At 67.4% G+C, this 26116-nt stretch carries 25 protein-coding genes; 14 read left to right on the top strand and 11 right to left on the bottom strand.

Annotated elements, in window-relative coordinates; translation table 11 throughout:
* Window positions 1-26 precede the first annotated feature (26 nt).
* Window positions 27-107, bottom strand: coding sequence for a 50S ribosomal protein bL37 (locus JOF55_RS24740; protein ID WP_033374540.1), 81 nt, complete (start codon window positions 105-107; stop codon window positions 27-29).
* Window positions 108-246: 139 nt separating this feature from the next.
* Between JOF55_RS24740 and JOF55_RS07170 the strand changes: the two genes are divergently transcribed.
* Both JOF55_RS07170 and JOF55_RS07165 read left to right on the top strand, forming a co-directional pair.
* Entirely contained in the window at window positions 247-462 is a 216-nt protein-coding gene (locus tag JOF55_RS07170) for a biotin/lipoyl-binding carrier protein (protein WP_310271442.1), read from the top strand.
* 39 nt (window positions 463-501) lie between these two features.
* Window positions 502-1992 (top strand): sensor histidine kinase, encoded by a 1491-nt coding sequence (locus JOF55_RS07165; RefSeq protein ID WP_310271439.1) that lies wholly within the window; start codon window positions 502-504, stop codon window positions 1990-1992.
* Between the two features lie 250 nt (window positions 1993-2242).
* Here JOF55_RS07165 and JOF55_RS07160 read toward each other — a convergent pair whose 3' ends face one another.
* Entirely contained in the window at window positions 2243-2497 is a 255-nt protein-coding gene (locus tag JOF55_RS07160; protein WP_310278298.1) for a WhiB family transcriptional regulator, read from the bottom strand.
* 245 nt (window positions 2498-2742) lie between these two features.
* On the bottom strand, window positions 2743-3669 hold the full coding sequence (locus JOF55_RS07155; protein ID WP_310271436.1) for a diacylglycerol/lipid kinase family protein: 927 nt from the start codon (window positions 3667-3669) through the stop codon (window positions 2743-2745).
* Window positions 3670-3895: 226 nt separating this feature from the next.
* On the opposite strand from JOF55_RS07155, the gene JOF55_RS07150 reads away from it, so the two are divergent.
* On the top strand, window positions 3896-4330 hold the full coding sequence (locus JOF55_RS07150; RefSeq protein WP_310271433.1) for a hypothetical protein: 435 nt from the start codon (window positions 3896-3898) through the stop codon (window positions 4328-4330).
* A gap of 92 nt (window positions 4331-4422) precedes the next feature.
* Here the strand turns inward: JOF55_RS07150 and JOF55_RS07145 are convergent, their stop codons facing one another.
* From JOF55_RS07145 to sodN, 3 genes are all read right to left on the bottom strand, one after another.
* Entirely contained in the window at window positions 4423-4761 is a 339-nt protein-coding gene (locus tag JOF55_RS07145) for a hypothetical protein (protein ID WP_310271428.1), read from the bottom strand.
* A gap of 78 nt (window positions 4762-4839) precedes the next feature.
* Window positions 4840-5322, bottom strand: a complete 483-nt coding sequence (locus JOF55_RS07140) for a GNAT family N-acetyltransferase (RefSeq protein ID WP_374727243.1) — start codon at window positions 5320-5322, stop codon at window positions 4840-4842.
* A 132-nt stretch (window positions 5323-5454) separates the two neighbouring features.
* The gene (gene sodN, locus JOF55_RS07135) at window positions 5455-5862 is read right to left on the bottom strand and encodes a superoxide dismutase, Ni (protein ID WP_374727242.1); all 408 of its coding nucleotides are present in this window, start codon (window positions 5860-5862) and stop codon (window positions 5455-5457) included.
* 79 nt (window positions 5863-5941) lie between these two features.
* On the opposite strand from sodN, the gene JOF55_RS07130 reads away from it, so the two are divergent.
* A complete protein-coding gene (locus tag JOF55_RS07130; RefSeq protein WP_310271421.1) occupies window positions 5942-6256 on the top strand; it encodes a S26 family signal peptidase in 315 nt (104 codons plus the stop codon).
* Between the two features lie 90 nt (window positions 6257-6346).
* Here the strand turns inward: JOF55_RS07130 and JOF55_RS07125 are convergent, their stop codons facing one another.
* On the bottom strand, window positions 6347-6955 hold the full coding sequence (locus JOF55_RS07125) for a dTDP-4-dehydrorhamnose 3,5-epimerase family protein (RefSeq protein WP_310271417.1): 609 nt from the start codon (window positions 6953-6955) through the stop codon (window positions 6347-6349).
* A 393-nt stretch (window positions 6956-7348) separates the two neighbouring features.
* Between JOF55_RS07125 and JOF55_RS07120 the strand changes: the two genes are divergently transcribed.
* Both JOF55_RS07120 and JOF55_RS07115 read left to right on the top strand, forming a co-directional pair.
* On the top strand, window positions 7349-8560 hold the full coding sequence (locus tag JOF55_RS07120) for an NAD(P)-dependent malic enzyme (protein WP_374727413.1): 1212 nt from the start codon (window positions 7349-7351) through the stop codon (window positions 8558-8560).
* A gap of 366 nt (window positions 8561-8926) precedes the next feature.
* Window positions 8927-11299, top strand: a complete 2373-nt coding sequence (locus tag JOF55_RS07115; RefSeq protein ID WP_374727412.1) for a putative bifunctional diguanylate cyclase/phosphodiesterase — start codon at window positions 8927-8929, stop codon at window positions 11297-11299.
* A 46-nt stretch (window positions 11300-11345) separates the two neighbouring features.
* On the opposite strand, the gene JOF55_RS07110 is transcribed toward JOF55_RS07115, so the two are convergent.
* Window positions 11346-13016: a bis-aminopropyl spermidine synthase family protein gene (locus JOF55_RS07110; RefSeq protein ID WP_310271409.1), complete on the bottom strand. Its 1671-nt coding sequence runs from the start codon at window positions 13014-13016 to the stop codon at window positions 11346-11348.
* A gap of 340 nt (window positions 13017-13356) precedes the next feature.
* Here JOF55_RS07110 and JOF55_RS07105 point away from each other — a divergent pair, with 340 nt between their 5' ends.
* The 8 genes from JOF55_RS07105 to hutI all read left to right on the top strand — a co-directional run bounded on the left by JOF55_RS07105 (window position 13357) and on the right by hutI (window position 22788).
* Window positions 13357-14469, top strand: a complete 1113-nt coding sequence (locus tag JOF55_RS07105; protein ID WP_310271406.1) for an ABC transporter ATP-binding protein — start codon at window positions 13357-13359, stop codon at window positions 14467-14469.
* Window positions 14466-15140, top strand: coding sequence for an ABC transporter permease (locus JOF55_RS07100; protein WP_310271402.1), 675 nt, complete (start codon window positions 14466-14468; stop codon window positions 15138-15140). The genes JOF55_RS07105 and JOF55_RS07100 overlap by 4 nt, the downstream gene beginning before the upstream one ends.
* Complete coding sequence (locus tag JOF55_RS07095; protein WP_310271399.1) at window positions 15137-15820, top strand: ABC transporter permease; 684 nt, start codon at window positions 15137-15139, stop codon at window positions 15818-15820. The genes JOF55_RS07100 and JOF55_RS07095 overlap by 4 nt, the downstream gene beginning before the upstream one ends.
* A gap of 43 nt (window positions 15821-15863) precedes the next feature.
* A complete protein-coding gene (locus tag JOF55_RS07090) occupies window positions 15864-16748 on the top strand; it encodes an ABC transporter substrate-binding protein (protein ID WP_310271396.1) in 885 nt (294 codons plus the stop codon).
* 138 nt (window positions 16749-16886) lie between these two features.
* Window positions 16887-18461 carry a histidine ammonia-lyase gene (hutH, locus tag JOF55_RS07085; RefSeq protein WP_310271393.1) on the top strand — a complete coding sequence of 525 codons (1575 nt, stop codon included), beginning with the start codon at window positions 16887-16889 and terminating at the stop codon, window positions 18459-18461.
* A complete protein-coding gene (hutU, locus tag JOF55_RS07080; RefSeq protein ID WP_310271390.1) occupies window positions 18458-20116 on the top strand; it encodes a urocanate hydratase in 1659 nt (552 codons plus the stop codon). Before hutH ends, hutU begins: the two co-directional genes overlap by 4 nt.
* 147 nt (window positions 20117-20263) lie before the next feature.
* Window positions 20264-21466 (top strand): allantoate amidohydrolase, encoded by a 1203-nt coding sequence (locus JOF55_RS07075; RefSeq protein WP_310271387.1) that lies wholly within the window; start codon window positions 20264-20266, stop codon window positions 21464-21466.
* A 155-nt stretch (window positions 21467-21621) separates the two neighbouring features.
* On the top strand, window positions 21622-22788 hold the full coding sequence (gene hutI, locus JOF55_RS07070) for an imidazolonepropionase (RefSeq protein ID WP_310271384.1): 1167 nt from the start codon (window positions 21622-21624) through the stop codon (window positions 22786-22788).
* Window positions 22789-22820: 32 nt separating this feature from the next.
* Here the strand turns inward: hutI and JOF55_RS07065 are convergent, their stop codons facing one another.
* From JOF55_RS07065 to tdh, 3 genes are read right to left on the bottom strand one after another with little or no spacing between them, the layout of a single operon-like run.
* The gene (locus JOF55_RS07065) at window positions 22821-23720 is read right to left on the bottom strand and encodes a LysR family transcriptional regulator (protein ID WP_310271382.1); all 900 of its coding nucleotides are present in this window, start codon (window positions 23718-23720) and stop codon (window positions 22821-22823) included.
* Window positions 23717-24919: a glycine C-acetyltransferase gene (locus JOF55_RS07060; protein ID WP_310271379.1), complete on the bottom strand. Its 1203-nt coding sequence runs from the start codon at window positions 24917-24919 to the stop codon at window positions 23717-23719. Before JOF55_RS07060 ends, JOF55_RS07065 begins: the two co-directional genes overlap by 4 nt.
* Window positions 24919-25953: an L-threonine 3-dehydrogenase gene (tdh, locus tag JOF55_RS07055; protein ID WP_310271378.1), complete on the bottom strand. Its 1035-nt coding sequence runs from the start codon at window positions 25951-25953 to the stop codon at window positions 24919-24921. Before tdh ends, JOF55_RS07060 begins: the two co-directional genes overlap by 1 nt.
* Between the last annotated feature and the right edge of the window lie 163 nt (window positions 25954-26116).

Raw genomic sequence — 26116 nt, 5'->3', positions numbered from 1 at the left:
GGTGCGCCCGATATGGGCTGTCGCGCCTACTTGCCGCGCAGGGGGCGCTTGCCGTGGTTGGCATTGTTCTTGCGAGCGGCCTTCTTCTTACGGGCACGCTTGGCCATGGCCCCTCCCTCGTCGAGTCGGCTCCAATTACGTTCAGTTTGCCATGTGGCTGACCTGGTGCTCGTGGGTGGCCCGATGCATGGTTTCCTGGTACTCAGGGCCGGACCGTACTGCCGGCATCGAGGAGGGACACGACTGATGGCCGAGGAGATCCGCGCCGAGATGGTGGCCAACGTGATGACGGTCGTCGTTCAGGACGGCGACGCGGTTCGCGATGGTGACTCACTGTTCGTGCTGGAGTCCATGAAGATGGAGATTCCGGTGCTCACCGAGGCTGACGGCAAGGTCGGCAGGATTGCCGTCAACGAGGGAGACGTCGTGCAGGAGGGCGATCTGCTCGCCGTGGTCGAGTGAGTACGCGGACCTCGCCTCCCCCGACCCGAAAGGGGCTGTTTGTCCACGCTCAGTGATCTGCTCGCCGAGCACACAGGGCTGTCCGGTACCGTGGCCGATCACCTGCAACTCGTGGTCGCCGAATGGCAGTTGCTGTCGGACCTGTCGTTCGCGGATTTTCTGCTGTGGGTACCCGTCGGCGTGGACAGTGCGGGCGAAGATCGCTTCCTGTGTGTCGCTCAGGCGCGGCCGACCACGGCGCCCACGGCGCATTCGGAGGATGTGGTCGGTACCGAGGTGACCCCTCGGGAGCACCCGCAGTTACGTCGAGCCGTGGTCGAGGGGCGAATCTGCCGGGAGGAGGACCCCCGCTGGCACCAAGGGGTACCGGTTCGCCGGGAAACCATTCCCGTCCGGCTGGATTCCGAGGCGGTCGCGGTGATCAGTCGGGACACCAACTTGGCAGTGCCGAGAGTGCCCAGCCCGCTGGAGATCTCCTACCTGGGCAGTGCCGCCGACCTGTGCCAGATGATCGCCGACGGCACGTTTCCGACCGCGGAACCCGCCCCGGGCGTGCATACGAGTCCCCGCGTCGGTGATGGGCTCATCCGTGTGGACAGCGCAGGCGCGGTGGTTTTCGCCAGCCCCAACGCGCTCTCGGCTTACCACCGCATGGGGCACGCTGCGGATCTCGTGGGAGCCGAGATCGCGCCGCTGACTCGCTCCTTGCTGTCCGATCCGTTCGATGCGGAGGAGGTCGCACAGCGGATTCGCACAGCACTGGCGGGCAGTCCGAGTATGCGGATCGAAGCCGAGGCACGTGGGGCGACGGTGCTTTTCCGGGCTCTGCCGCTGCAACCTCGCGGGCAGCAGGCGGGTGCTCTGGTACTGGTCCGCGATGTCACCGAGGTCAAGCGGCGGGATCGCGCCTTGCTGTCGAAGGACGCGACCATCCGTGAAATCCACCATCGGGTGAAAAATAATCTGCAGACCGTGGCTGCGCTGCTTCGCCTGCAATCACGCCGCACGGGCAACTCCACCGCACGGCAGGCGCTGGACGAGTCGGTACGGCGGGTGACCTCGATTGCGTTGGTTCACGAGACGTTGTCGATGTCGGTGGACGAGAGAGTGGATCTCGACGACGTCGTCGATCGGGTCATTCCGATGATGAGTGATCTGGCCACGGCGGAGAGCGGAGTGATGGTGCGCCGGGACGGTCGGTTCGGCATCGTCTCCGCCGAACTGGCCACTCCCCTGGTGATGGTGCTCACCGAACTGGTTCAGAATGCACTGGAGCACGCCTTCCCGGAAGGAGAAGGTGGTGAGGTCGTGGTGCAGGCTGAGCGTTCGGCGCGCTGGCTGGACGTTGTTATCTCCGACGACGGTCGTGGCCTGCCGGAGGATTTTTCCCTCGAACACGCCGAACGCCTCGGCCTGCAGATCGTGCGAACCCTCGTGGAGTCCGAGCTCCGGGGTTCGTTGAGTTTGCGCGGTCGCAGTCAGCGTGGGACCGAGGCGGTACTTCGTGTCCCTCTCCAGTATCGCCGCTGACACTCCGACCACAGGGTGCGTCGATGATGATGTGCACGTCACCGAATCAGTGACACGCGAAGATCGACCGGGTCGGCCATCCCCGGGAACGCAGGGGCGCGTTCATGGCCGACATCGACGCGGATCGATCCGTCTCTCGTAGCGGTTGTGTTGTCGGTTGCGGTGCCGTTGTGCTTGTTCGCCGAGTTGGAACACATTCGGGGCGACCTGGAATCAGGGCGACCCGTTATGCTGTCGGTAACAGGCCGATTCAGGCGTTCGTGCGGGTACGGGTGCGGGAATTGCGTCGCTTGAGGGCACGACGCTCGTCCTCACTCATGCCGCCCCATACGCCGGCGTCCTGTCCGCTCTCCAGCGCCCATGCCAGGCACTCGGACGCGACCGGGCAACGATTGCAAACGGCTTTTGCCTCGGCGATCTGCAGGAGCGCGGGACCGCTGTTTCCCACGGGGAAGAACAGTTCCGGGTCCTCGTCACGGCAAACCGCACGGTGGCGCCAGTCCATCGTTCCTTGCTCCTTGCTAGGCACGGTCATTCGTGCCGGTAGTTCCTTCGGGGTGTTTGTGAATGCTTTCACGGAGTCCGTGCGCTTGTGAATACTTTCACGAACTGCCGCAATGTCAAGGGATCGATCGTGACCGGTGAGTGAACTCACTCGAAAGATCGACGGAACTTGACCTGGGGGGTTCGGTTGGCCACCGGATACAGCCTCGGTGGCTGACCGGTGGTGGCACCAGCGTTACGAAAAGGTTATACGACGACTCGTAAGGCCTCAGGGACCGAGACGAACTCGATCACTGAGTACTCGCCAAGGGTGTCGCCGTCGACCTGGAGACGCAACGGCTCCTCACAGCCTACGTGGAGATGCCCCACGTCCGCACGCCTAAAAAGGCTCTTTCCGTGTGGTTTCGCTCTACTGCGGAGCATCTGCGCTACATGTCGTAACACAGAGTAAGTATTCAGGCTGCGTAGCGCGAAAACACCGAGCCCGGTGTCGAAAGTGGTCTCCGGGTTCGCATGCACCGGCCGGTGCCCGAGATAGGTCCACGGGTTGGTGTTGGAGATGAAGGCCGTGTGCAGCCCGCTGATCGGAGCACTCTCGTCCGCCTGCACCGTGAGCGAAGGATGACGCAGGCAGACCCGAAAATAGCAGGCGAGTGCGGTGCGGGCGTACAGAGCCGGGGTCACGTGGCGGCCCTTCGAACGCAGGCGTTCCACCTCGGCCACGACATCGGCGTCCCAGCCGACGCCCGCATTGAACGTGAACCATCGGCCGTTGGCCTTGCCCAGCCCGATTCGGCGTCGTCTGTCCGCGGCGAGGGCGCGCAGCAGCCGGTGTGTCGCCTCCACCGGATCTCGGGGCAATCCCAGTGCACCCGCGAAGACATTCGCCGAGCCACCGGGCACCACTGCCAGGCTCGGCACCGGATCGGTACGGGGCAGATCATCGGCGAGCATACCGTTGACCACCTCGTTCACGGTGCCGTCCCCGCCGTGGGCGATGATCACATCGACGCCGTCGATAACCGCCTGTCGTGCGGTGTCCGCGGCGTGGCCTCGGTACCGTGTCTCGACGCACTCCAGCTTCAGTTCGCTGGCCAGGGCGTGCGCCAGCACGTCTCGGCCGGCAGCAGTGGTGGAGGTCGCCTGAGGGTTGACGATAAGAACCGCGCGCACACTCGCAGCGTAGGCGAGACGTGCTCGGGTTCGTACACCGTCACCGGGTTTCCGCCGGTGGCCGCATCCGCACCGGATCGTGGCAAGCCTCGAGGCCCATGACCGATGTCGAATTCATCTCACTCGATCGTGACCGGGGAATGCCGGTCACGGCGATCGGGCGGTATTACCATCGAAACCACATACGTAGCGTGACCGAAAGTCTCCTCCAGGAAAGAGGCTGCCCGTGCCTGCAGAAGCCGCCCCCCGTGCCGTGCGTTCCGCCGGTGTCGTGACCGCTCTGCAGGGCCTCGTCGGATTCGCCTTCGTCGCCGCGTTGTTGATCCGGGCTGCGACCGGTGGACTCGGTGGTGCGGGCGCTCTGGATCGGAGCTCGATCTATGGCCAAGCCGGGTACTACGCGGTGTTGTCCGCATTCGTCCTGGCCGCGGGGATCGGATTGTGGCGTGGCAGGCATTGGGCGCGTACGCCCTCGTTGTTGCTGCAGTTACTGCTGCTCGGTGTCTCCTGGTATGCGTTCGGTCCCTCCGAGAGTCCGCTGGTCGGCCTGGTGCTTGCCGGTCCGGCCGTGGCGGTGCTGTGGTGCCTGTTCAACCGGCACGGGCGTGCCTGGTCACTCCGGGCCAGTACGGCTCCGGATGCGGACAAGGATCCGAGATAGCAGCTCCTGAAGCCCTGCGTCGATGACTGTCGAACCGTCGGTCGCCTCAGGCGGCAGGCTATGGCCGAGAGCGGCCGAGAGCGGAGGTTCGGTCATCGGCGCAGTTGGCCGTCGGTGCGTCGGTCGGTGCGATCGTTGAGGTCGGCGGTGCGCGGGTTCGCCGTGGCCCAGGTTTCCGCGGCCTTGGCGAGGGCGCCGGGTTTGTCCCAGTCGGCCGGATTGGCCGGGATCGCAGTGACCCAGCTCGCGCGATCGTTCGCCGGGTCCTCGCTGGGGCGGTCCACGAGCGTGAAGTGCCGCGGTCGCGTCACCTCGATGAACGGGCTGCCTTCGAGTACGTAGCCCCGTTTGACCGCGATCTCGCGATCGCCCTGCGTCCAGCGGAACGTGAGCCCGTAGTTGAAGTATCTGCTGACGGGACGTGTGGGCATGGGTGGCACCTCGACTCGTGTGAGTGGTCCATGCGGGAGGCTACCGCGCAGGCACAGCGAAACCGATCGACACGCTGTTCACGAGTCTCCCAACCGATCCAGTGCCTGCCCGGTGAGGCGGAAGACGGTCCACTCGTCCATCGGGACGGCACCGATCGACTTGTAGAAGGTGATCGCCGGGGTGTTCCAGTCGAGTACCGACCACTCCAGCCGCGCGTACCCGTGTGTGGTGCACTCCCGGGCGAGTGTGCGCAGGAGTGCCCGGCCCAGTCCGGAGCGCCGGTGCTCCGGGCGGACGAACAGGTCCTCGAGATAGATCCCGTGCACACCGCGCCAGGTGGAGAAGTTGAGAAACCACAGCGCGAAACCGACGAGTTCACCGCGCACGTCGGCCACGTGGCCGAACAGTGCGGGGGTTGCACCGAACAATGCCACGTGCAGTTGCTCGGCAGTGAGCCGGCATTCCTCGGAAGCCTTCTCATAACCGGCGAGTTCGTGTACCAGGTCGACCACGGTGGGCACGTCGGATTCGGTGATCCTGCGGATACGCTGCTCGAACATGTCCTGCCTCCGTCGTCGACATTCGGTCGTACCCTGCCACGGTGGGCCGTGCACCGGTCACCTCGACCGAGAAAAGACGCCGGCGGGCGGAAGTCGCTTCCGCCCGCCGGCATCGTGATGCGGGTGACTACCTCAGCCCTTCTTGGTCTCCCAGAAGATCTTGTCGATCTCGGCGATGTAGTCCAGCAGCTCCTGGCCCTTGGCCGGGTCCATCGACCCCTTGGTACCTGCCGCGCCCGCAGCCTTGGTGGCCTTGTTGACCAGCTCGTGCAGCTGCGGGTACTTCTCGAAGTGCGGCGGCTTGAAGTAGTCCGTCCACAGCACCCACAGGTGGTGCTTGACCAGTTCCGAGCGCTGCTCGGCGATCATGATCGCGCGAGTGCGGTACTCGGAGTCCTCGCTGGACTGGTACTTCTCCTGGATGGCCTTGACGGACTCAGCCTCGATCCGGGCCTGCGCCGGGTCGTACACGCCGCAGGGGAGGTCGCAGTGTGCGGTCGCCTCCAGGCGTGGGCTGAGGATTCGCGACAGCAGTCGCATGATTCCTCCCTAGCAGTGAATGCTCCGACATGCGTGACCTTACTCGCCTAAGATCGCCGTTGTCTTATCGGAGGTGCCCGTGAATTCGCTCGGCCGGTTGCCATGGCGGCGTTTGCTGGTGCGTGGGCCCTCGATGGCCCCGACACTGCGCGACGGTGATGTGGTTCTGGTCCGGCCGCGTGCCCGGCCGGAGCCCGGGTCGGTGGTGCTGGTGCGCTGGCCGCAGCGGCCACAGCAGTTGTCGGTGAAACGGGCGGTGTGCCGGGAGGGGGACGGCTGGCGCGTCGTGGGCGACAACGCTGCCGGGTCCACGGATTCTCGGGAGCTCGGCCCGGCCGCGGTGCTCGGCGAGGTTCGTTGGAGGTTGTGGCCACATCCGGGCCGCGTGCGGTGAAGATGACCTGTTGGGCCTGGCGACCGATGTGCGCAGTAGTTCGAATGTCATCCGTCCGTGGTGCTGGCCTTGCGTGCCGAACGAGGCAGTTCACACTTGTGTGCGCAGGTGCTCGTAGCGGGCGAGGCAGTCCGCATAGCGCGGGAGCAGTCCGGCGTCGGCAGCCTCGGCGAGGCTCGGTGCGTCGCGGTCCTTGGCGGACAGGATCGGATCACCGCCGAGTTCGCTCCACGGTAGACCGAGCTCCGGGTCTCTCGGATCGATCCCGTGCTCGGCAGCGGGGTTGTAGGCGGTGGAGCAGAGGTAGGTCAGCACCGTGTCGTCGCTGAGCGCGGCGAATGCGTGCCCCAGTCCCTCCGCGAGGTACAGGGCCCGATATTCGGTGGAGTCCAGTCGTACCGTCTCCCAGCGTCCGAAGGTGGGCGAGCCGATCCGGACATCCACGACGACATCGAGGATCGCACCCCTCGGGCAGTAGACGTACTTGGCCTGGCCGGGAGGCACATCGGCGAAGTGTACGCCGCGGATGACATTGCGTGCCGACACGCTGTGGTTGGTCTGCGCGACGTGGAGCTCGTGGCCGACGGCCTCGGCGAACACCGCTTCCTGGAACGGCGCGACGAACAACCCGCGGTGGTCGGGAAAGGATTTCGGGATGAACTCGAACGCGCCAATGAGCTCAAGTTGTCGTGCCTGCACGACCGAAAGCCTAGGAGTGGCTTTCGGTGTATCCACGGGGGCCCTGAGCCATCCGTGCGGTTACGTCCGTACCACATCCGCGCATGCGAATGCCATATGGGCATCGGGAGAGCACGGAAACATTGACAATTTGTTGAAGATGCTGGTGCCATGTGATTCGCATCGCAGACATCGGCGGGGCTGCCTGGCACACTGGTCAAACCGCAGCGTCCGCCGGAACCGCTGCCCGCCAACCAGGGCAGCGGATGTCGGTAGTTCGAGACGCTCGCCTTGCCGGTACCGTCCGGGCAGGTGCGAGCCGTCGCCCATTCGCCTGAGTTGGGGGTGTGGCCCCGACTTCCAGGTCAAGGCAACAGGAGGGACGCCGTGACCACCGTGAACGATCGCAGTACCGTGCCTGGCTCGCAGGACACTCCCGGCGATGCCGACAGCCAGGAGCCGAATGCCCCGCTGACCGACGAGGAGGTCTTCGGTGCTCACGAGGGCGGCAAGCTCTCCATCGCACCGACTGCTCCGCTGACCAGCCCCCGCGACCTCTCGATCGCTTACACACCCGGGGTGGCCGATGTCAGCCGCGCGATTTCCGGTGACGAGACGCTGGCCGCGCGCTACACGTGGACTCGGCAGCTCGTGGCCGTGGTCAGTGACGGGACTGCCGTGCTGGGGCTGGGAGACATCGGTCCCCGCGCCTCGTTGCCGGTGATGGAGGGCAAGTCGGCGCTGTTCAAGACCTTCGCCGGGCTCGACTCGATCCCGCTGGTGTTCGACACCACCGACGTCGACGAGATTGTCGAGTCCCTGGTCCGGATGCGCCCCTCGTTCGGGGCCGTGAACCTGGAGGACGTGGCGGCACCGCGCTGCTTCGACCTGGAGCGCCGGCTGATCGAGGCCCTGGACTGCCCGGTCATGCACGACGACCAGCACGGCACGGCGGTGGTGACCCTGGCCGCTCTGCGCAATGCCTGCAGGGTGGTGGGGCGCGAGTTGAGCTCCCTGCGCGTGGTGATCTCCGGTGCGGGTGCGGCCGGAGTGGCTTGTGCGGAGATCCTGGAGGCCGCCGGTATCGGCGAGGTCATCGTGGCGGACTCGCGAGGTGTCATTCACGCGGGCCGGGACAACCTCACTCCCATCAAGGCCGAACTGGCCGAGCGGACCAATCCCCGGGGTGTCACGGGCGGGATCGCCGAGGCACTGCAGGGTGCCGACGCCCTGATCGGTGTTTCGGCGGGCCAGATTCCCGAGGAACTGATCGAATCGATGGCCGATGACGCGATCGTGTTCGCGTTGTCGAATCCGGACCCCGAGATTCACCCGGCCGTGGCGGCCAGGCACGCCTCGGTGGTGGCAACCGGACGCAGCGACTTCCCGAACCAGATCAACAATGTGCTTGCCTTCCCGGGAATCTTCAAGGGAGCCCTCGAGGCGGGATCGCGCATGATCAGCGACCGGATGAAGGTTGCGGCGGCCGAGGCGATCGCGGAGGTCGCCGCCGACGAACTGGCGGCTGAGTACATCGTGCCCAGCCCGCTGGATCCGCGGGTGGCCCCCGAGGTGACCGCTGCTGTCGCGAAGGCGGCCCGGCAGGACGGTGTCGCCACCGCCTGAGGCGGTTTCGCTTCGAAGACGAGGCCGGGGTGCCGTCCCCATTGCCCGGACGGCGCTCCGGCCTTATCCGTCTCGGCCTCCGTGCTCCGGGATGGGGACGGAGACCCGTGGCCGCCGATGTTCGCCGCAGACGTGGCTGGCGATGATCACCGCTCTCCACGGAATACCGATCGGATAACGTTATGCTGACGATCACCTGAGCTGTTCTGCTCACTCGTTTGCAGGTAAGGTCAGTCAGGCGCAATGTGGCGCACGCCACTCATCCGGTTGGGTTGACGCCTGCGTGGACGTGCGGGCGATGCAGGAGGAGGGGGGATCTTGACCGAGCACAACGGGGGGTACCGCCATGCCTCCGGCGTGCTGCGCATGCCCGAAGTGGATGTGGGGGGGCGGCTGGATCCGGAGCCGTTGCCGGAGGCGCCGGCCCTGCTGAGCACATCGGACGGGACGGTGATTCGCGCCACTCCGCAGGCGGCGACGCTGACGGGGGAGTTCTCCCCCGTGGCACTGATCGGACGGAATCTGCGGGACCTGCTCGTGGCCGACGGTGATCTCGTACGTTTGCGTGGCCGTCGCGGCGAGCTCGGAGTGCGGGTGCTCACCTGGCCCCACCACGCGAACATGCGGCTCACGGTGACCGTGCTCGTCGATGTGTCGGACCTCGTCGATGTCTCCGGACTCACCGACGAACGTCGCAAGCTCCACGATGCGCAGCGAGTCGCGCGGCTGGGAACGTGGGAATGGGATCCGGAAACCAATGTCACCCGGTTGTCGAAGATTCTCTGCGAGGTCATCGGCAGGAACCGCGATTCCGTGAGCACGCATCATTCCTATTTGGATCATGTGCATCCCGAGGACCGTGCTCGGGTGCGTGATGCGTGGCGGCCATTGTCCGAGGAGCACCAACCGGTCGAGATCGAACACCGCTACATCCGGCCGGACGGGGCGGTGCGCATTCTCCGGCTGCACGGCGCCCCGATCGAGAACTGCGACGGGCGGACGTTGCTGGTCGGCACCGCACAGGACGTCACCGAACAACGTGCGGCAGTGACCAGGATGGAACGCTCCAGTCAGCGCTTTACCGACCTGGTGACCGTCACACCGGTGGGCATCGGGTTGTTCGATCAGGCCGAGCGGCTGGTCGATGCCAACGATGCACTCTGCGTTCTGCTCGACTACAGCCTGGACCAGCTTCGTGGGAGGACCGCCGGGCGGATGACCCACCCCGATGACCGGGGCACCGCCTTGGGTGATCTCTGCGCGGGAGACGGCGGGCGTCACCGCAAGGTTCCACAGCGGCGGCTGGTGCGTTCCAATGGGCAACCGGTGTACTGCGAACTGCACGTGGCGCTGTCGGTGCAGGACGACGGGACACAGTTCTGGTTGGTGGTGTTCCAGGACATCACCGAGCGGCGCCGGACGGCCGAATCGCTGCGCTTCCAAGCCACTCATGACGAACTGACGAGCCTGCCGAACCGGGCGGCCGTCAAGGAAATACTCGGCCGGATGCTCGAGGGGCCCGGAGCCGACCGGGTCGGCGTGCTGTTCTGCGACCTCGACAACTTCAAGCGGATCAACGACTCGCTGGGACATGACGCGGGCGACGAATTGCTTGTCGCGCTGGCCCGTCGGCTGGAGGAAGGACTGCCCGAGGGATGCATCGCCGCGCGTCTGTCCGGCGATGAATTCGTGGTTATCTGCGCGAACATCGACGTTGCCGGGGGTGTGGATTCGTTGGCGACCGAGGTCGGCGGCCTGCTCCGCACGGCGGTTCCCGTGTACGGCCAGCTCGTCCGGGTGTCGGCCTCGATCGGCGCAGCGGTGCCGAGCGATACCGAAGTGGGCGGTGCGGATTTGTTGCGCTTTGCCGACGCGGCCATGTTCGAGGCGAAGCGGCGTGGTGCGGGCAGGGTCTCGATGGCCAACCCCGCACTGATGGCCTCGGCGGACCGGCAGCTTCGCCTGGAAGGACAGCTTCGCGAGGCGCTGAACAACGATGAGCTGATGCTGTACTACCAACCGGTCGTGGATGGTGACGGCTCGATCATCAGTGTCGAGGCACTCCTGCGCTGGCCGCATCCGGAACGAGGAATGCTCTCGCCCGGTGCGTTCCTGCCGGTGGCCGAGCAGGGCGATCTGCTCCGGGAGCTCGATCGGTGGGTGCTGCGCACCGCCCTGCGGGAAGCGGCGAGTTGGCCGGAGCCCGGTGCACGGCCGGTGGCGATCGCGATCAACATGGCCGGTCTCGTGCCCGGCGATCACGATTTCGTCGATCTCGTGGCCGACACGGTTGCGGAATCCGGCATCGACTGGCACCGGGTCGTGCTGGAGCTGGTCGAAACCGCCCTGGTCGACCTGCCCTCGCGTTCGCGGCAGGCGATGGGGGAACTCGTGGATCGCGGGGTGCGTTTCGCGGTGGACGACTTCGGGACCGGGTACTCCTCGCTGGCCAGGCTCAAGGAACTTCCCGCACAGATCATCAAGGTGGATCGGCGATTCGTCTCCGGAGTCGACGGGGACACTTCGGACTTTGCGGTGGCCAAGGCCGTCGTGGACATGGCTCGCGCCATGGGCAGGCAGTGCATCGCGGAAGGAGTGGAGACGGCCACGCAGTTCCACGTGCTTTCCGGCATCGATGTGGACGCCTATCAGGGGTGGCTGTTCTCCTACCCGATGCCCCCCGCGGAACTGCGGACCCTCCTTTCCCTCGGCCCTCTCCGGATTCCGCAAGGCACCTGACGGCGGCTCGTGCGTGTTCTCGTTGCCGCTCCTCTCGGCCGCAGGATCACACGTCGGCGGTGTGCAGGAGTGCGGCCAGACGGTGCCGCGGGAGATCGACGAGGCGAGCGCCCAGATCGGTGGTGTCCTGGATCAGTGCCGCAACGCGCTGGTTGGCCTCCTTCTTGGTGAGGGTGGAACCCGCACGATCCGCTTCGGCGATGAGCGCTTCACGCCAGATGTTTCCGACCTTGCCGTGAGCGCGGTGCAGCAGGTGGCCTGCGATGCCCGGCTCGCGCGCCGGAGGGGTGGCGAAGACGACCGCGCAATTCGGGTCCGGGCTGCTGCGGTGGAAGCGCAGCGTGTACTTGGCTGCGATCAAGCTCGCCAGCGAGGTCTGCGCGTGCTCGCTGGTGATGTCCGGGTGCCGGTTGCCGACCACGAAGGCAACACGATCGGCGTTGCAGGCCAGCAGCATGCGCAGCAGCCACGGTCCCGGGTCGGCGCGCAGATCGAAGACGGGGCAGTCGCGGGGTGCCGGAACCGGCCGGTCCCAGCCCGGCCTGCGCAACTTCTCCACCGGCGTACGCGTGAGATCACCCAGTTTCCGCAGGAATGCCTCGGTCGGTGTTGCCGTGGCGGCCTCCACCGACTGGGGACCGTGCGTGTAGATGCTCGCGGATTTCCCGCCCGCGAGTTTGCGGGTTCGCGTGGTGGGGAGGCAGACGTAGAGGTCGCTGGCGCTACCGATGGCCTGGGCACCGTAGTAGCGGTGGAAATTCGGCAGGATCGCCTCGAACACCATGCCCAGTTGCAGGAGTTCCTGCTGCACCTTATGGCCGAGTGCCGGGCTCCGGTCACTGAAGCCGTAGGCGATGAGCACCCGGCTGTTGGCATCGGCAAGGCACTCGGTGGCGCTTGCGGCGAACAGTCCCACCCCTTCCGGGGTGTAGGGCGGGTCGGTGAACACCACGTCGGCCGCGCCCTTCGCGGCCGGAGGCAGTCCGAACCGCAGATCGGCGTGCAACGTGTGGATACGCAGCCCGTGTTCCGCGGTGAGGCCGTCGATATGTGCGAGGACCCGTTCGTCGAGGTCGACGACGGTCACCTGTGCGGAGGGCTCGATGAGACCCACCGCGAGCGAGGTCAGATCGTGGTCGCCGAGGCACAGGATTCGTGCCCCGCGCAGGTCGTAGTGGTCACGGAGCCATTCGGCCCGGCGCAGCGTGGTCTCCGGCGTGGCCGTCACGTGGTCGAGCGCGGCAGCAGGTGCGGGGCCGGATGCGACGAACTCGCGGACGCGGTCGAGCACCTCGGGACCGTCGGGGGTGCCGGTTAGTGCGTCGAGCGCGAAGCGAGCACGGTAACGGTGGAGCACTGCGGGCACGAGTCGATAGGTGCCGTTTTCGACATCGATGTCGCTGCCCGCCGCCGTGAGGAGTTCCTCGACGATACGGCGGGGGACGGCGGGAGTGCGGACCAGGTCATCGAGCGTATGCGCGCCCTCGGTGAGCTGTGCGAGGACCTCGCGCAGCGGGCGTGCGCGAACACCCGCCGCGGCAAGAAGCGCAGCGACGGCATCGATCGGCTCGGAGGCGGCGGGTTCTCCGGTTCGTGCGGAAGCCGGGGTTTCGCCCTGCGGCGCCTCGGGCTGCTCGGGCTGGGGTGTCTCGGGCTGCGGCGTCTCGGGCCGGGGTTTCTCGGGGTGGGGCACTGCGCCGCTCGGACTGCTGTTCATCAGGTTCTCAAGCCTACGGTTTTACTGTGGGCGTCGCTGTTTGCCCGGCTGTTCGCCGCAGCGCCGTTGGTTCCCCACCGCGGTGCGCGGCGGGATTGTGTCCGGTGAGGATGGTGGGGCGAGACCTGCGAAGTCGGTGCCCCTCGAGTAAATGCCAATTTCTCGCGAAATTTCACACCCGACCGGCACCGGTCCGTTGACGGGCCGAAACGTTCGAGTGGCGGGGAGGGCGATGTCACGTATCACTGTCAGCACGTCGCACGAAACGCTCGATCGGGTTAGGCTCGGCGAGATTTGCGGCGGTCGGCAAGTGACCGTCGGTGGTCGACGAGGGGGCTCGGTGATCGAGTTCCGGTCCGTGCGCAAGCAGTACGAGAACGGCACCGTGGCGGTACAGGAGCTGAGCCTGTCGGTCGAAGCCGGGACGATGACGGTTCTGGTCGGCCCGTCCGGATGCGGCAAAACCACCCTGATGCGGATGGTGAACCGCATGATCGAGCCATCATCCGGATCCGTACTCGTCGGCGACAAGGACGTCCGGGAGGTCGATCCGGCACATCTCCGGCGGGGCATCGGCTACGTGATCCAGCAGGCCGGGCTGTTCCCGCACCGCACGGTCCTCGACAATGTCGCCACGGTGCCGCTGCTGTTCGGCCGAAAGCGACGTACGGCGCGCAGGCGCGCGGCGGAGCTGCTCGAACGGGTCGGCCTGCCCACGGACCTGGGCAAGCGGTACCCGGCGCAGCTTTCCGGAGGGCAGCAGCAGCGTGTCGGCGTGGCCCGTGCGCTGGCGGCCGACCCGCCCGTGCTGCTCATGGACGAACCGTTCAGTGCGGTCGATCCCGTCGTGCGAGCGGGATTGCAGGAGGAGCTACTGCGGCTGCAGGGCGAGTTGGGCAAGACGGTCCTGTTCGTCACCCACGACATCGACGAGGCCGTCAAACTCGGCGACAAGGTGGCGGTGCTTCGGCAGGGCGGCTACCTCGCGCAGTACGCCGAGCCCGATGACCTGCTCGCGGAACCCGCCGACGACTTCGTCACCTCGTTCGTGGGACGCGACAGAGGCTATCGGCGCCTGTCCTTCATGGACGCGCGCGGCCTCCGGCCGGAGGCCGCCGACATCGTCCACATCGGTGACACCAGCGCCGACGTGCCCAGCAGAGCCGGATGGGTGCTGGTGCTGGACGCGCAGCAGCGCCCGCGTGGCTGGCTGCCTCCCGATGCCACTGTGGATGGACAGCTCACCGAGGGTCAGCTGATGGCGGGCGGCTCCCTCTACATCGAAGGGACGCCGCTGCGTGGGGCTCTCGACGCGGCGCTGTCCGCGCCGTCGGGGCTGGGCGTGGTGGTCGACGACAACGGCGGTTATGTCGGCGTGGTCACTGCGCGGCAGGTCCTCGATCTCATCGAGGACCACCGCAGGTCGACCACGGTCGAAGGTGCCGCACCGTGATCGAGGAACTACTGCATTTCTTCGCCAGCCCCGGCTACCGCGAGATGGTGCTGACGCTGCTCGGCGAGCATGTGTACCTGTCCCTGGTGCCGCTGGTTCTGGGAGTGCTGGTGGCGCTGCCGTTCGGTCGGCTCGCTCAACGACATCGGCAGTTGCGTGGCCCGTTACTGGGCGCGGCGAGCATCTTCTACACGCTCCCGTCGCTGGCCCTGTTCGTCCTCATTCCCGGCGTGCTGGGCACGCCGCTGCTGTCTCCGGTCAATGTGGTGCTCGCCCTGACGCTCTACACCGCCGCGCTGCTGGTGCGTCCGGTACTCGACGCGCTGGAGTCGGTGCCGGGCCATATCACCGCTGCGGCGACGGCGATGGGCTACCGGCCGTGGCGGCGTTTCGCGACGGTCGAACTGCCGCTGGCGACCCCGGTACTCATCTCGGCCGTGCGGGTGGCCTCGGTCAGCAACATCAGCTTGGTCAGCGTGGGTGCGGTGATCGGTATCGGCGGCCTGGGCGGGCTGTTCACCGATGGTTTTCAGAACGATCACATGGCCGAGATCGTGGTCGGTATCGTGCTCACGCTCTTGCTGGCGCTGGTGGTGGATCTGTTGCTGGTGTGGCTGTGGCGGTTGCTGACACCGTGGTCCCGCGTGGACAAGGTGGTGAGCGAGCCGTGATCGCGGATCTGATCGGTTGGTTGACGAACCCCGAGCACTGGCACGGCTCCGAGGGGGTGCCCGCGCAGACCCTGCTGCACCTGTACTACTGCGTGGTCTCGGTGGGCATCGCCATGCTGATCGCCATTCCGCTCGGTCTCTACATCGGACACACCGGGCGCGGTGGAACCGTGGTGGTCGGCGCGAGCAATGCGCTGCGAGCACTTCCGACGCTCGGCCTGGTCACGATGCTGGTGCTGATCTTCGGTCTCGGCGAAGCACCTGCGCTGGCGGGGCTGGTGATCCTGGCGATCCCGGCGATTCTGTCCGGTACTCACGCGGGCATCGACAGCGTGCCCACCGAGATCGTCGATGCGGCCAAAGGCATGGGGATGACGCCCGCTCAGCGACTGTGGCAGGTGGAACTGCCGAACGCACTGCCGTTGCTGATCGGTGGTGTGCGCAGTGCGATGTTGCAGGTGGTGGCGACGGCCACCGTGGCCGCCTATGTCGGTCTGGGTGGGCTCGGACGGATCCTGCTGAACGGATTGGCCATCAACGACTACGCGCAGATGGCCGCCGCCGCGATGTTCATCGCGTTGCTGGCCGTCGCGGTCGATCTCGTGCTGGCGGGGATCTCGCGACTGATGGTTCCGCGAGGTCTTGTCCTGATCGCCGAAGCGAACCGCGCAGGCAACTGAGAAACGCAACTCCGACAGGATCTCGAAGGAACGGGAGGCAGGCATGAAACGTGTTTTCGCGCTGGGACTTGCGCTGGTCGCGGCGTTGACATTGACCGGGTGCGGTCCCGGTGACCCGCTGGATTCGCAATCGGGCGAGGGTGGTCCGATCGTGGTCGGCTCCGCCGACTTCGCCGAGAGCGAGCTGCTGATGGAGATCTATGCCGAAGCGCTGCGCTCCACCGGTGCCGAGGTGCGGACGAAGGGACGCATCGGCGCCCGCGAGGTCTACGTGAAAGCGGTTCGCCAAGGTGAGCTGAGCGTCATTCCGGACTACACCGGCAACCTGCTGAAGTATCTCGACGAGAAGGCGCAGGCCACCAGGTCCCAGCCGGTCTACGACGCGCTGGACAAGGCCCTGCCCGCGGAGTTGGGTGTCTTGCAGTATTCCCCGGCCGAGGACTCCGACGTGCTGACGGTGACCGCCGAAACGGCCGCCTCCGGGTTGCGGTCGATGGCCGATCTCGGCCCGCGCTGTGGCGAGCTCGTGCTGGGGGCACCGGCCGAGTGGAAGTCGCGGTGGAAGGACCGCATCGCCGAGCTCTACGGCTGTACCTTCCGGGAGATCCGCGAGCTGCAGGCGGGCAGCATCACGGTGGACGCACTGCTCAGCGACAAGATCCAGGTGGCCAACCTGTTCAGTACCTCGGCGGCGATCGAGCGCAACAACCTGGTCACGCTCGAGGACCCGAAGGACATGTTCCCGGCGCAGAACGTCGTGCCGCTGGTGCACCGGGGAGACCTGAATCAGCAGCAGATCGACGCGCTCAACCGGGTCTCGAAGGCGTTGACGACCACGAAGCTCACCGAACTCAACAAGCGGATGGTGGTCGACAAGGCCAACGCGGCGGACCTGGCCAAGACATTCGTTTCCCGGCTCGGCCGGTAACCGTTCGACTCCGTATCAGGGGTTGACGTTTTCCCGAGAACGTCAACCCCTGCTCGGACACCCCGTGGTCTGGTATTTCAGACAGAGTTGTCTTCGTCGGGCTTTCCGTCTCGGTGCTCGTCACGGTGGTATGGACACATGCACATCGAACGTTCCGACACGGAAAACCCGCAGCAGGTCGGGCCGGAGCCACTGACTCCCGAGCAGGTCATCGAGGTCGCTCGCGGCCGTGCCGGGGTTCGGCTCACCGACCTTGCCGAGCAGGGCATCGGCTCCACCCGCGAGCACATCGACGCGCTCGCCGTCGCCGAGCAGCCCACCTACGGGGTCTCCACCGGCTTCGGTGCGCTCGCGGTCCGCCATATCCCCTCCGATCGGCGGGTCGCGCTGCAGCACTCCTTCGTGCGCTCCCACGCGGCCGGTGCGGGTGCTGCGGTCGAACCCGAGGTCGTGCGCGCACTGATGTTGCTGCGCCTGCAGACCGTGGCCACCGGGCACACCGGTGTGCGGCCGGAAACGGCGCATACGCTGGCATCGCTGCTCAACTCCGGCATCGTCCCGGTCGTTCACGAGTACGGCTCGCTGGGGTGTTCCGGTGATCTGGCACCGCTGGCCGCCGTGGCGCTGGCGCTGACCGGTGAAGGGGAGGTCATCGACCCGGCAGGGCAGTATCGACCCGCTGCCGAAGCGCTGGCCGAGGCCGGAATCGAACCGGTCGTGCTGGCCGAGAAGGAAGGGCTCGCGCTGACCAACGGCACCGACGGCATGCTCGGCATGCTGGTGCTGGCCCTGCACGATCTGTCCGCGCTGTTGGACGTCGCCGACCTCACCGCGGCGATGAGTGTCGAGGCACTGCTGGGCACCGATCGTGCCTTCGCCGCGGATCTGCAGGCCCTTCGCCCGCATCCCGGCCAGGCGCATTCGGCGGCCAGGATGGAGGCGCTGCTGGCCGACTCGGCGATCGTGGCCAGTCACCGCGGGCCGGACTGCAACCGGGTACAGGACGCGTATTCGTTGCGCTGTGCCCCGCAGGTACACGGCTCCGCCAGGGACACCGTCGCCCACGCCGGGACCGTGGCCGAGCGTGAGCTCGCCGCGGCCATCGACAACCCGGTGGTCCTCGGTGACGGCAGGGTGGAGTCCAACGGCAACTTCCACGGTGCACCGCTGGCGCACGCGCTGGACTTCCTGGTCATCCCGCTGACCGATGTGGCGAGTATGGCCGAACGCCGCACCGACCGGATGCTGGACGTCGCCCGCTCGCACGGCCTGCCCGCCTTCCTGGCCGCGGACCCGGGCGTGGACTCCGGGCACATGATCGCGCACTACACCCAGGCCGGAGTGGTCACCGAGCTCAAGCGCCTGGCCGCACCCGCGTCGGTGGATTCCATCCCGACCAGCGCGATGCAGGAGGACCACGTGTCGATGGGGTGGTCGGCCGCACGCAAGCTGCGTCGGGCCGTGGACGGGCTGACCACGGTACTGGCGGTCGAACTGCTCACGGCCGCGCGGGCCCTGGACCTGCGTGCCCCACTGCAGCCGGCACCGGCCACGGCAGCGGTTCGTGACCTGCTGCGGCAGCGGGTCGACGGCCCCGGTCCCGATCGGCACATGGCACCGGAGATCGCCGCGACCGAAGAGCTCATCCGCTCCGGCGCCGTGGGCGAGGTGCTCCGGCGTTTCGACGGCACCACGGACGGGAGGTCCTCATGAGTACCGGAGCCAGGCCCGTGCGCGCGGGGCGCGGAAACGGACTGACAGCCCGCGGCTGGAGCACCGAGGCACCGCTGCGGATGCTGCACAACAACCTCGATCCGGAGGTCGCCGAACGTCCCGACGACCTCGTCGTCTACGGCGGCACCGGCAAGGCGGCCAGAAACTGGGCGAGTTTCGACGCGATCACCAGGGAGCTGACCACTCTGGGTGAGGACGAGACGCTGCTGGTTCAGTCCGGCAAACCGGTCGGTGTCCTGCGCACCCACGAATGGGCGCCGCGGGTGCTCATCGCCAACGCCAATCTCGTCGGAGACTGGGCGACCTGGCCGGAATTCCGCCGCCTGGACGCACTCGGCCTGACGATGTACGGGCAGATGACCGCCGGATCGTGGATCTACATCGGAACCCAGGGCATCCTGCAGGGCACCTACGAGACCTTCGGAGCAGTCGCCCGGCGGCGCTTCGGTGGCAGCCTCGCGGGAACGCTGACGGTCACCGCCGGACTCGGCGGGATGGGAGGCGCACAGCCACTGGCGGTGACGATGAACGGTGGGGCCGCGTTGATTGTCGAGTGCGACGGCAGGCGGGCACACCGTCGTGTCCACCACGGTTATCTCGACGAGGTGGCGGGCAGCATCGACGAGGCCGTCGAGAAGGCCGAGGCCGCGAAGGCGCAGCGCCGGGCGTATTCGGTCGCCGTCATCGGCAACGCCGCCGACGTGCTGCCCGAACTGCTGCGCCGTGGTGTGGACGCCGACATCGTCACCGACCAGACCTCCGCGCACGACCCACTGTCCTACCTGCCGGTCGGTGTCGCGCCGGAGGACTGGGACGACTATGCGGCGCAGAAGCCCGACGAGTTCACCGACCGTGCCCGGCATTCCATCGCCAAGCACGTCGAGGCGATGGTCGGCTTCCTGGACGCGGGTGCGGAGGTCTTCGATTACGGCAACTCGCTGCGTGGCGAAGCTCGGGAGGCCGGTTACGAGCGCGCGTTCGAGTACCCGGGATTCGTGCCCGCCTACATCCGGCCGCTGTTCTGCGAGGGCAAGGGGCCGTTCCGGTGGGCGGCACTGTCCGGGGACCCGGCCGACATCGCCGCGACGGACCGGGCCGTGCTGGACCTGTTCGGCGAGGACGAGCACCTGACTCGCTGGATCCGGATGGCGGGGGAGAAGGTCTCGTTCCAGGGGCTCCCGGCGCGGATCTGCTGGCTCGGCTACGGCGAGCGCCATGTGGCGGCTCAGCGGTTCAACGACATGGTGGCCTCCGGTGAGCTGACGGCTCCCGTGGTGCTCGGCCGGGACCACCTGGACTGCGGCTCGGTGGCTTCACCGTATCGGGAGACCGAGGCGATGGCCGACGGTTCGGACGCCATCGCCGACTGGCCGCTGCTCAATGCCCTGGTCAACACCGCTTCGGGAGCCACATGGGTATCGCTGCACCACGGCGGCGGTGTCGGCATCGGGCGCTCGCTGCATGCCGGTCAGGTCACGGTCGCCGATGGCACGGCACTGGCGGCGCAGAAGCTGGAGCGAGTCCTGACCAACGACCCGGCTACGGGCGTGATCCGGCACGTCGACGCGGGCTATGACCGTGCCCGTGAGGTGGCCACCGAGCGCGGAATACACGTCCCCCGACTCGGGGGTTGATTCTCTGCAGCATCCCCTCCGTCCGAGTGAGAATTTGTGCAGTTTCGCGCGAAACTGCACAAATCACCCGCATCGGGGGTAACGCAACGTGCGGAACAACCGTGGGCGCTCGTCACAAGGGCGAAGGTCTTCCACAGAGGAGTGAAGGTGACGACAGCGAGTGAATTGCTGGTGTCGATCGACGACATCGGGGTCGACCGCGCACGCGGTGGCTTCTCCCGGCACGTCTTCGACCACGCCGAGCAGGAGCTACGGGAATGGTTCACCGAGCAGGCCCGCAGCAGGGGATTGCAGGTCACCACCGACGGCAACGCGAACCTGTGGGCATGGTGGGGTGAGCCCGGAACGGATGCGGTGGTGACCGGCAGTCACCTCGACTCCGTCCCCGGTGGTGGAGCCTTCGACGGGCCCCTCGGTGTGGTGAGCGCGCTGGCCGCGCTGGATCTGTTGCGTGCCGAGGGATTCACCCCGCGGCGCCCCCTCGCAGTGGCGGTGTTCGCCGAGGAGGAGGGTGGCCGGTTCGGCGTGCCGTGCCTGGGATCGCGCCTGCTGGCAGGCACGATCGATCCGGACAGGGCCCGTAATCTCCGCGATCCCGACGGGGTGAGTTTCGCCGAGGCGATGCGCTCGGCCGGTATGGCACCGGAGCGTGCCGGGCGCGACGATGTGGCGCTGGATCGGATCGGGCACTTCGTGGAGCTGCATGTGGAGCAGGGACGCGGATTGATCGACCTGCATCGTCCGGTCGGCGTGGCCTCATCGATCCTGTCCCACGGCAGATGGCGCTTCCGGTTCAGCGGCCAGGGCAATCACGCCGGAGCGACGCCGATCACCGACCGCCGCGACCCGATGCTGCCCGCATCCCGGCTCGTTCTCGCGGCTCGGGAGGCCGCTTTCGGTACCGAGAGTGCCCGGGCGACGGCGGGTCGGCTCGTCCCGACACCGGGCGGCACCAACGTCATTGCCTCCACTGTGGATGTGTGGCTGGACGTGCGTTCGCCCGCGGACGCGGCCACTCGCGGATTGGTGGACGACCTTGCCGGGCAGGCCGATGGATATGCGTCCGAGGAGGGCTGCCGGGTCGAGGTCACCGAGGAGTCCTATGCGGACACGGTGCACTTCGACGCGGGCCTGCGGGAGGAGCTCGCTTCGCTGCTCGATGATGCTCCGATGCTGCCCACCGGGGCCGGGCACGACGCAGGCATCCTCGCGGCCCACAAGCCCACCGCGATGCTGTTCGTCCGCAATCCCACCGGGGTGAGCCATGCGCCGGAGGAACACGCCGAATCCGAGGACTGCGACACCGGTGTGGTCGCGCTCGCGCGCACCCTCGAACACCTGGCGAGCTGACATGGCTTTCGGTCGAGCATTGAATACCGGTAGAAATACGTTGCGTGATCAGGATGCTGATGCAAGGACGTGATTTTTGCAGTTTCGCGCGAAACTGCAGAAATGCTTCCTCGATTGGGGGCACCTGTGAACACCAGGAGTGAAAGCGGACGCCTATGACAAGCACGGTGATCACCGGAGTCGGCGAGCTCACGACGAACACCGACGACCCGGGCACGTTCACCGGCGCGGCACTGGTGCTCGACGGGGACCGGGTCGTGTGGGTCGGCCCCGAGACCAGGGCACCGGAGGCCGACACACGTGTCGACGTCGAAGGCCGCGCGGTGCTGCCGGGCTGGGTCGACAGCCACACCCACCTGCTCTTCGCCGGGGACCGCACGTCCGAGTTCGCCGCTCGCATGGCGGGCAGGCCCTACCGTGCCGGCGGCATCGCGGTGACGGTGGATGCGACCCGGCAGGCCTCGGAGGCCGAACTCGCCGAGAACCTGCGGCGCCACGTTGCCGAAGCCACCGCCCAGGGGACCACGTGCATCGAGACGAAGACCGGCTACGGGCTCACCGTCGCCGACGAGTTGCGGGCGGCGAAAATCGCCGCCACCGAGGTCGACGAGGTGACCTTCCTCGGTGCACACCTGGTTCCGCCGGGCGAGGACACCGATGACTACGTCGATCTCGTATGCGGTGACATGCTCGACGCGCTCGCCCCGCACGTCGGCTGGTGTGACGTCTTCTGCGAACAAGGGGCCTTCGACGCCGACCGGTCCGGGCGGGTGCTGCGGGCGGCGGCGGAACGCGGCCTGGGACTGCGGGTGCACGGCAACCAGCTCGGTGCGGGACCCGGCGTGCGGCTGGCCACCGAACTCGGTGCGGCGAGCGTGGACCACTGCACCCACCTCGACGGCTCCGACGTGGAAGCACTGGCCGAGTCGGACACGGTCGCCACGCTGCTGCCTGCCTGCGATCTGTCCACTCGCCAGCCGCTGCCGGATGCTCGCGCCCTGCTCGACGCCGGGGCGACCGTGGCGCTCGCCTCGAACTGCAATCCCGGCTCGTCGTACACGTCCTCGATGGCGTTCTGCGTGACCACCGCGGTCCTGCAGATGCGGATGAGCATCGACGAGGCCATCCGGGCAGCAACGTGGGGCGGGGCCCGGGCACTCCGGCGGGAGGAAGGTGACGGAGCTGTCGGTGTGCTGCGTCCGGGAGCGCGCGCGGACGTACACGTGCTCGACGCGCCGAGCGCCGCGTGGCTGGCCTACCGCCCCGGCGTGCCGCTGACGCACTCGGTGTGGCGAGCGGGACACCGCGTGCGCCGGGGTTGAAGTTTTCCTCGCGAACTTCGACTCCAGCCCGGTCACAGGTCTTTCGCGGTGTTCAGCACGGTATTCAGCGCCGAATGCAATAGCGGGTGGTTCTCGCGCCCGCGCTCGACGGCGGCGAAGACCCGGCGTGTCGGGGCATCACCCGCCAGGGGCAGCACGATCGCGCCGTGGTCGGCGGGAATGGCCGTACGCGGCACCAGCGCGACACCCGTACCGACCGCGACCAGGGCCACCACGGCATGGAAATCGTCCGAGGTGTGGGTGATGCGCGGGACGAATCCGGTGTTCGCACAGCAGGTCTGGATCACCGCACGGCACGGGTTGCCGGGCAGGGGAACGATCCAGTCGGACTCGCTCAACTCCTCGAGGGGCACGCTCGTGGACTCGCACAGCGGGTGCCCGGGTGGGAGGACGACGTCGAACGGCTCCGCGTACAGCGGGTAGCGGGTCAACCTGCCGCCGTCGGACTGCAGCGTGGAGTCGTACTCCATCGAGATCGCCACGTCGATCTCCCCGGCCAGCAGCAACTGCAGGCTGGTGTGTGCCTCGGCGTCGCGGACCAGCACGTTCACCCCCGGGGCCCGCTGCCGCAGTGCCGCGATGGCCGGGGCGACGACCTGCGTGATCGCCGAGGCGAACGAGGCGACCTCGACCCGGCCGACGGTCCCCGCCGCGCAGGCGGCGAGGCTCGTTTCGGCGCGTTCCAGTTCGGCCAGCACCGCCTTGGCATGCTCGGCCAGCAGTTCTCCCGCGGCCGTCAGCCGCACCCGGCGGCCGCAGCGGGTCAGCAGCGGCTGGCCCGCCTCGTTCTCCAGCGCGTTCAACTGCTGGGAGACCGCCGAGGGGGTGAGGTACAGGGTTTCGGCGGCCGCTCGCACGGTTCCGTGGTCGGCGAGCGCGCGGAGCACCTGCAGCCGACGTGGGTCAATCACCTGGTCAGACTACCCATCCGGTTGCGTGCCGTGACGAATGCCGATACCGCTCGCTCGATGTCGGCGGGCGAATGCGCCGCCGACATCTGGGTGCGGATCCGGGCCGCGCCGCGCGGCACGACCGGGTAGGAAAAGCCGATCGCGTAGACGCCCTCGCCGAGCAGGAGTTCGGCCATCCGGGCCGCATCGGCCGCGTCCCCGATCATGACGGGGATGACCGGATGGTTGCCGGGCAGCAGATCGAAACCTTCCTCGGTCATGCGGCGGCGGAACAGTTCGCTGTTGCTGCGCAGCCGATCCCGCAGTTCCGGTTCGGAACGCACCAGGTCCAGGGCGGCCAGTGCGGCGGCCACGATCGGTGGTGCCAGCGAGTTCGAGAACAGGTAGGGCCGTGACCGCTGCCGCAGCAGCTCGACGATCTCGGCGCGGGCGGACACATAGCCGCCGCTGGCTCCGCCCAGTGCCTTGCCGAGTGTCCCGGTGTTCACGTCGACCCGTTCGGTGACGCCGAACAGTTCCGGCGTGCCCGCACCGGTCGGTCCGGTGAAGCCGACGGCGTGCGAGTCGTCGACCATCACCATCGCCTCGTGTCGCTCGGCGAGGTCGCAGATCTCATCCAGCGGTGCGAGGTAACCGTCCATGGAGAACACGCCGTCGGTGACGATCAGCCGGTGCCGTGCCCCGGCCGTCTCTTCGAGCTTCCGTTCCAGATCGGCCATGTCCCGGTTGCGGTACCGGGTGCGGCGTGCCTTGCTCAGCCGGATGCCGTCGATGATGCTGGCGTGGTTGAGCTCGTCGGAGATGACGGCGTCGCGCTCGTCGAGCAGGGTTTCGAACAGGCCGCCGTTGGCGTCGAAACAGGAGCTGTACAGGATCGTGTCCCCGGTCCCCAGGAACTCGCTCAGCCGCTGCTCCAGCCGCTTGTGCGGTTGCTGGGTGCCGCAGATGAAGCGCACCGAGGCCATCCCGAAACCCCATTCGTCGAGGGATTCCTTGGCGGCGGTCAGCAGCGCCGGGTGGTCGGCCAGTCCCAGGTAGTTGTTGGCGCAGAAGTTGAGCAGCTCATCGTCTCCGCCGGAGTCGGTCACCCCCACGCGCGCGTTCTGGGGCGAGCCGAGGACACGTTCGTGCTTGTACAGTCCTTCGGAACGGATTTCGTCGAGCCGGGAGCGCACGTCCTCGGCCGCGGTGCCGAACATTACTCTTCCACCGTCCAATCCAGAATGACTTTGCCGCAGCGGCCGCCGCGCGCCGTGTCGAAGGCCTCGGTGTGACGGGTGTAGGGGAAGCGGTGCGTGATCACCGGTGCGAGGTCGAGGCCTGCCTGCAGCAGCACCGACATCGAGTACCACGTCTCGAACATCTCGCGGCCGTAGATGCCCTTGATCGTGAGCATCTTGAGCACGACGGAACTCCAGTCGGCCGGGAACTCCTCGGCGGGCAGTCCCAGCATCGCGATGCGGCCGCCGTGCGCCATGTTGGCGATCGTCGCGCGCAGCGCCGAAGCCTGCCCGGACACTTCCATGCCGACGTCGAAGCCCTCGTCCATTCCGAGTCGATGCTGCGCATCGGCCACGGTGTGCTCGGAGACGTTCAGCGCCAGGTCGACATCGAACCGGCGTGCCAGTTCCAGGCGGTGCTCACTGATGTCGGTGACCACGACGTTGCGGGCACCGGCATGCCTGGCCACCCCGGCGGCCATCAGGCCGATCGGTCCGGCGCCGGTGATCAGTACGTCCTCGCCGAGCACGGGAAAGCTCAGTGCGGTGTGCACCGCGTTGCCGAACGGGTCGAAGATCGCGGCGACGTCCGGGTCGACGTCGTGGCGATGCACCCAGGCATTGTGCTCGGGCAGGACCGCGTACTCGGCGAAGGCACCGTCGTGGTGCACACCGATGCCCCGGGTGTGGGCGCACAGGTGACGTCTGCCCGCTCGGCAGTTGCGGCAGTCGCCGCACACCAGGTGCCCCTCACCGCTGACGAACTCGCCGACCCGGACCTTCTCGACCGCGTTGCCGACCTCGACGACCTCGCCTGCGAACTCGTGGCCGACGACCAGCGGCGTCGGGACCGTTCGGGCGGCCCAGTCGTCCCAGGATGCGATGTGCAGGTCGGTGCCGCAGATCCCGGTTCGCAGGACCCGGACGAGGACCTCGTCGGGGCCCGGAGCGGGGTCGGGAATCTCGGTCAGCTCCAGTCCCGGTGCGGGCGAGGATTTGACCAGTGCACGCACGCTGTCTCCCTTCTGCACGGCGGCCCGTTTCCGGTGGTGACCGGGGACGGCCGCTGCAGAGTCTGGTGTGCGCGAGCCCGCAGGTCCATCAGGAGTTTCTGCACTGGCTGGTTAGCAACACTGCACAGCACCGGCGAGCAGCCGAAATCCCGTTGCGCGGTGC

Source organism: Haloactinomyces albus (genome assembly GCF_031458135.1).
In the GTDB taxonomy this organism is placed as follows: Bacteria; Actinomycetota; Actinomycetes; order Mycobacteriales; family Pseudonocardiaceae; genus Haloactinomyces; species Haloactinomyces albus.
Note: the sequence above shows the minus strand (reverse complement) of the source record. Positions and strands in the feature narration are given on the sequence as shown.

Bases quoted from the DNA above. Each gene is read 5' to 3' on its own strand.
- JOF55_RS24740 (WP_033374540.1), bottom strand. From the start codon at position 107: ATGGCCAAGCGTGCCCGTAAGAAGAAGGCCGCTCGCAAGAACAATGCC.
- JOF55_RS07170 (WP_310271442.1), top strand. From the start codon at position 247: ATGGCCGAGGAGATCCGCGCCGAGATGGTGGCCAACGTGATGACGGTC.
- JOF55_RS07160 (WP_310278298.1), bottom strand. From the start codon at position 2,497: ATGGACTGGCGCCACCGTGCGGTTTGCCGTGACGAGGACCCGGAACTG.
- JOF55_RS07145 (WP_310271428.1), bottom strand. From the start codon at position 4,761: ATGCCCACACGTCCCGTCAGCAGATACTTCAACTACGGGCTCACGTTC.
- JOF55_RS07140 (WP_374727243.1), bottom strand. From the start codon at position 5,322: ATGTTCGAGCAGCGTATCCGCAGGATCACCGAATCCGACGTGCCCACC.
- sodN (WP_374727242.1), bottom strand. From the start codon at position 5,862: ATGCGACTGCTGTCGCGAATCCTCAGCCCACGCCTGGAGGCGACCGCA.
- JOF55_RS07115 (WP_374727412.1), top strand. From the start codon at position 8,927: ATGCCCGAAGTGGATGTGGGGGGGCGGCTGGATCCGGAGCCGTTGCCG.
- JOF55_RS07110 (WP_310271409.1), bottom strand. From the start codon at position 13,016: ATGAACAGCAGTCCGAGCGGCGCAGTGCCCCACCCCGAGAAACCCCGG.
- JOF55_RS07090 (WP_310271396.1), top strand. From the start codon at position 15,864: ATGAAACGTGTTTTCGCGCTGGGACTTGCGCTGGTCGCGGCGTTGACA.
- hutH (WP_310271393.1), top strand. From the start codon at position 16,887: ATGCACATCGAACGTTCCGACACGGAAAACCCGCAGCAGGTCGGGCCG.
- hutU (WP_310271390.1), top strand. From the start codon at position 18,458: ATGAGTACCGGAGCCAGGCCCGTGCGCGCGGGGCGCGGAAACGGACTG.
- hutI (WP_310271384.1), top strand. From the start codon at position 21,622: ATGACAAGCACGGTGATCACCGGAGTCGGCGAGCTCACGACGAACACC.
- JOF55_RS07060 (WP_310271379.1), bottom strand. From the start codon at position 24,919: ATGTTCGGCACCGCGGCCGAGGACGTGCGCTCCCGGCTCGACGAAATC.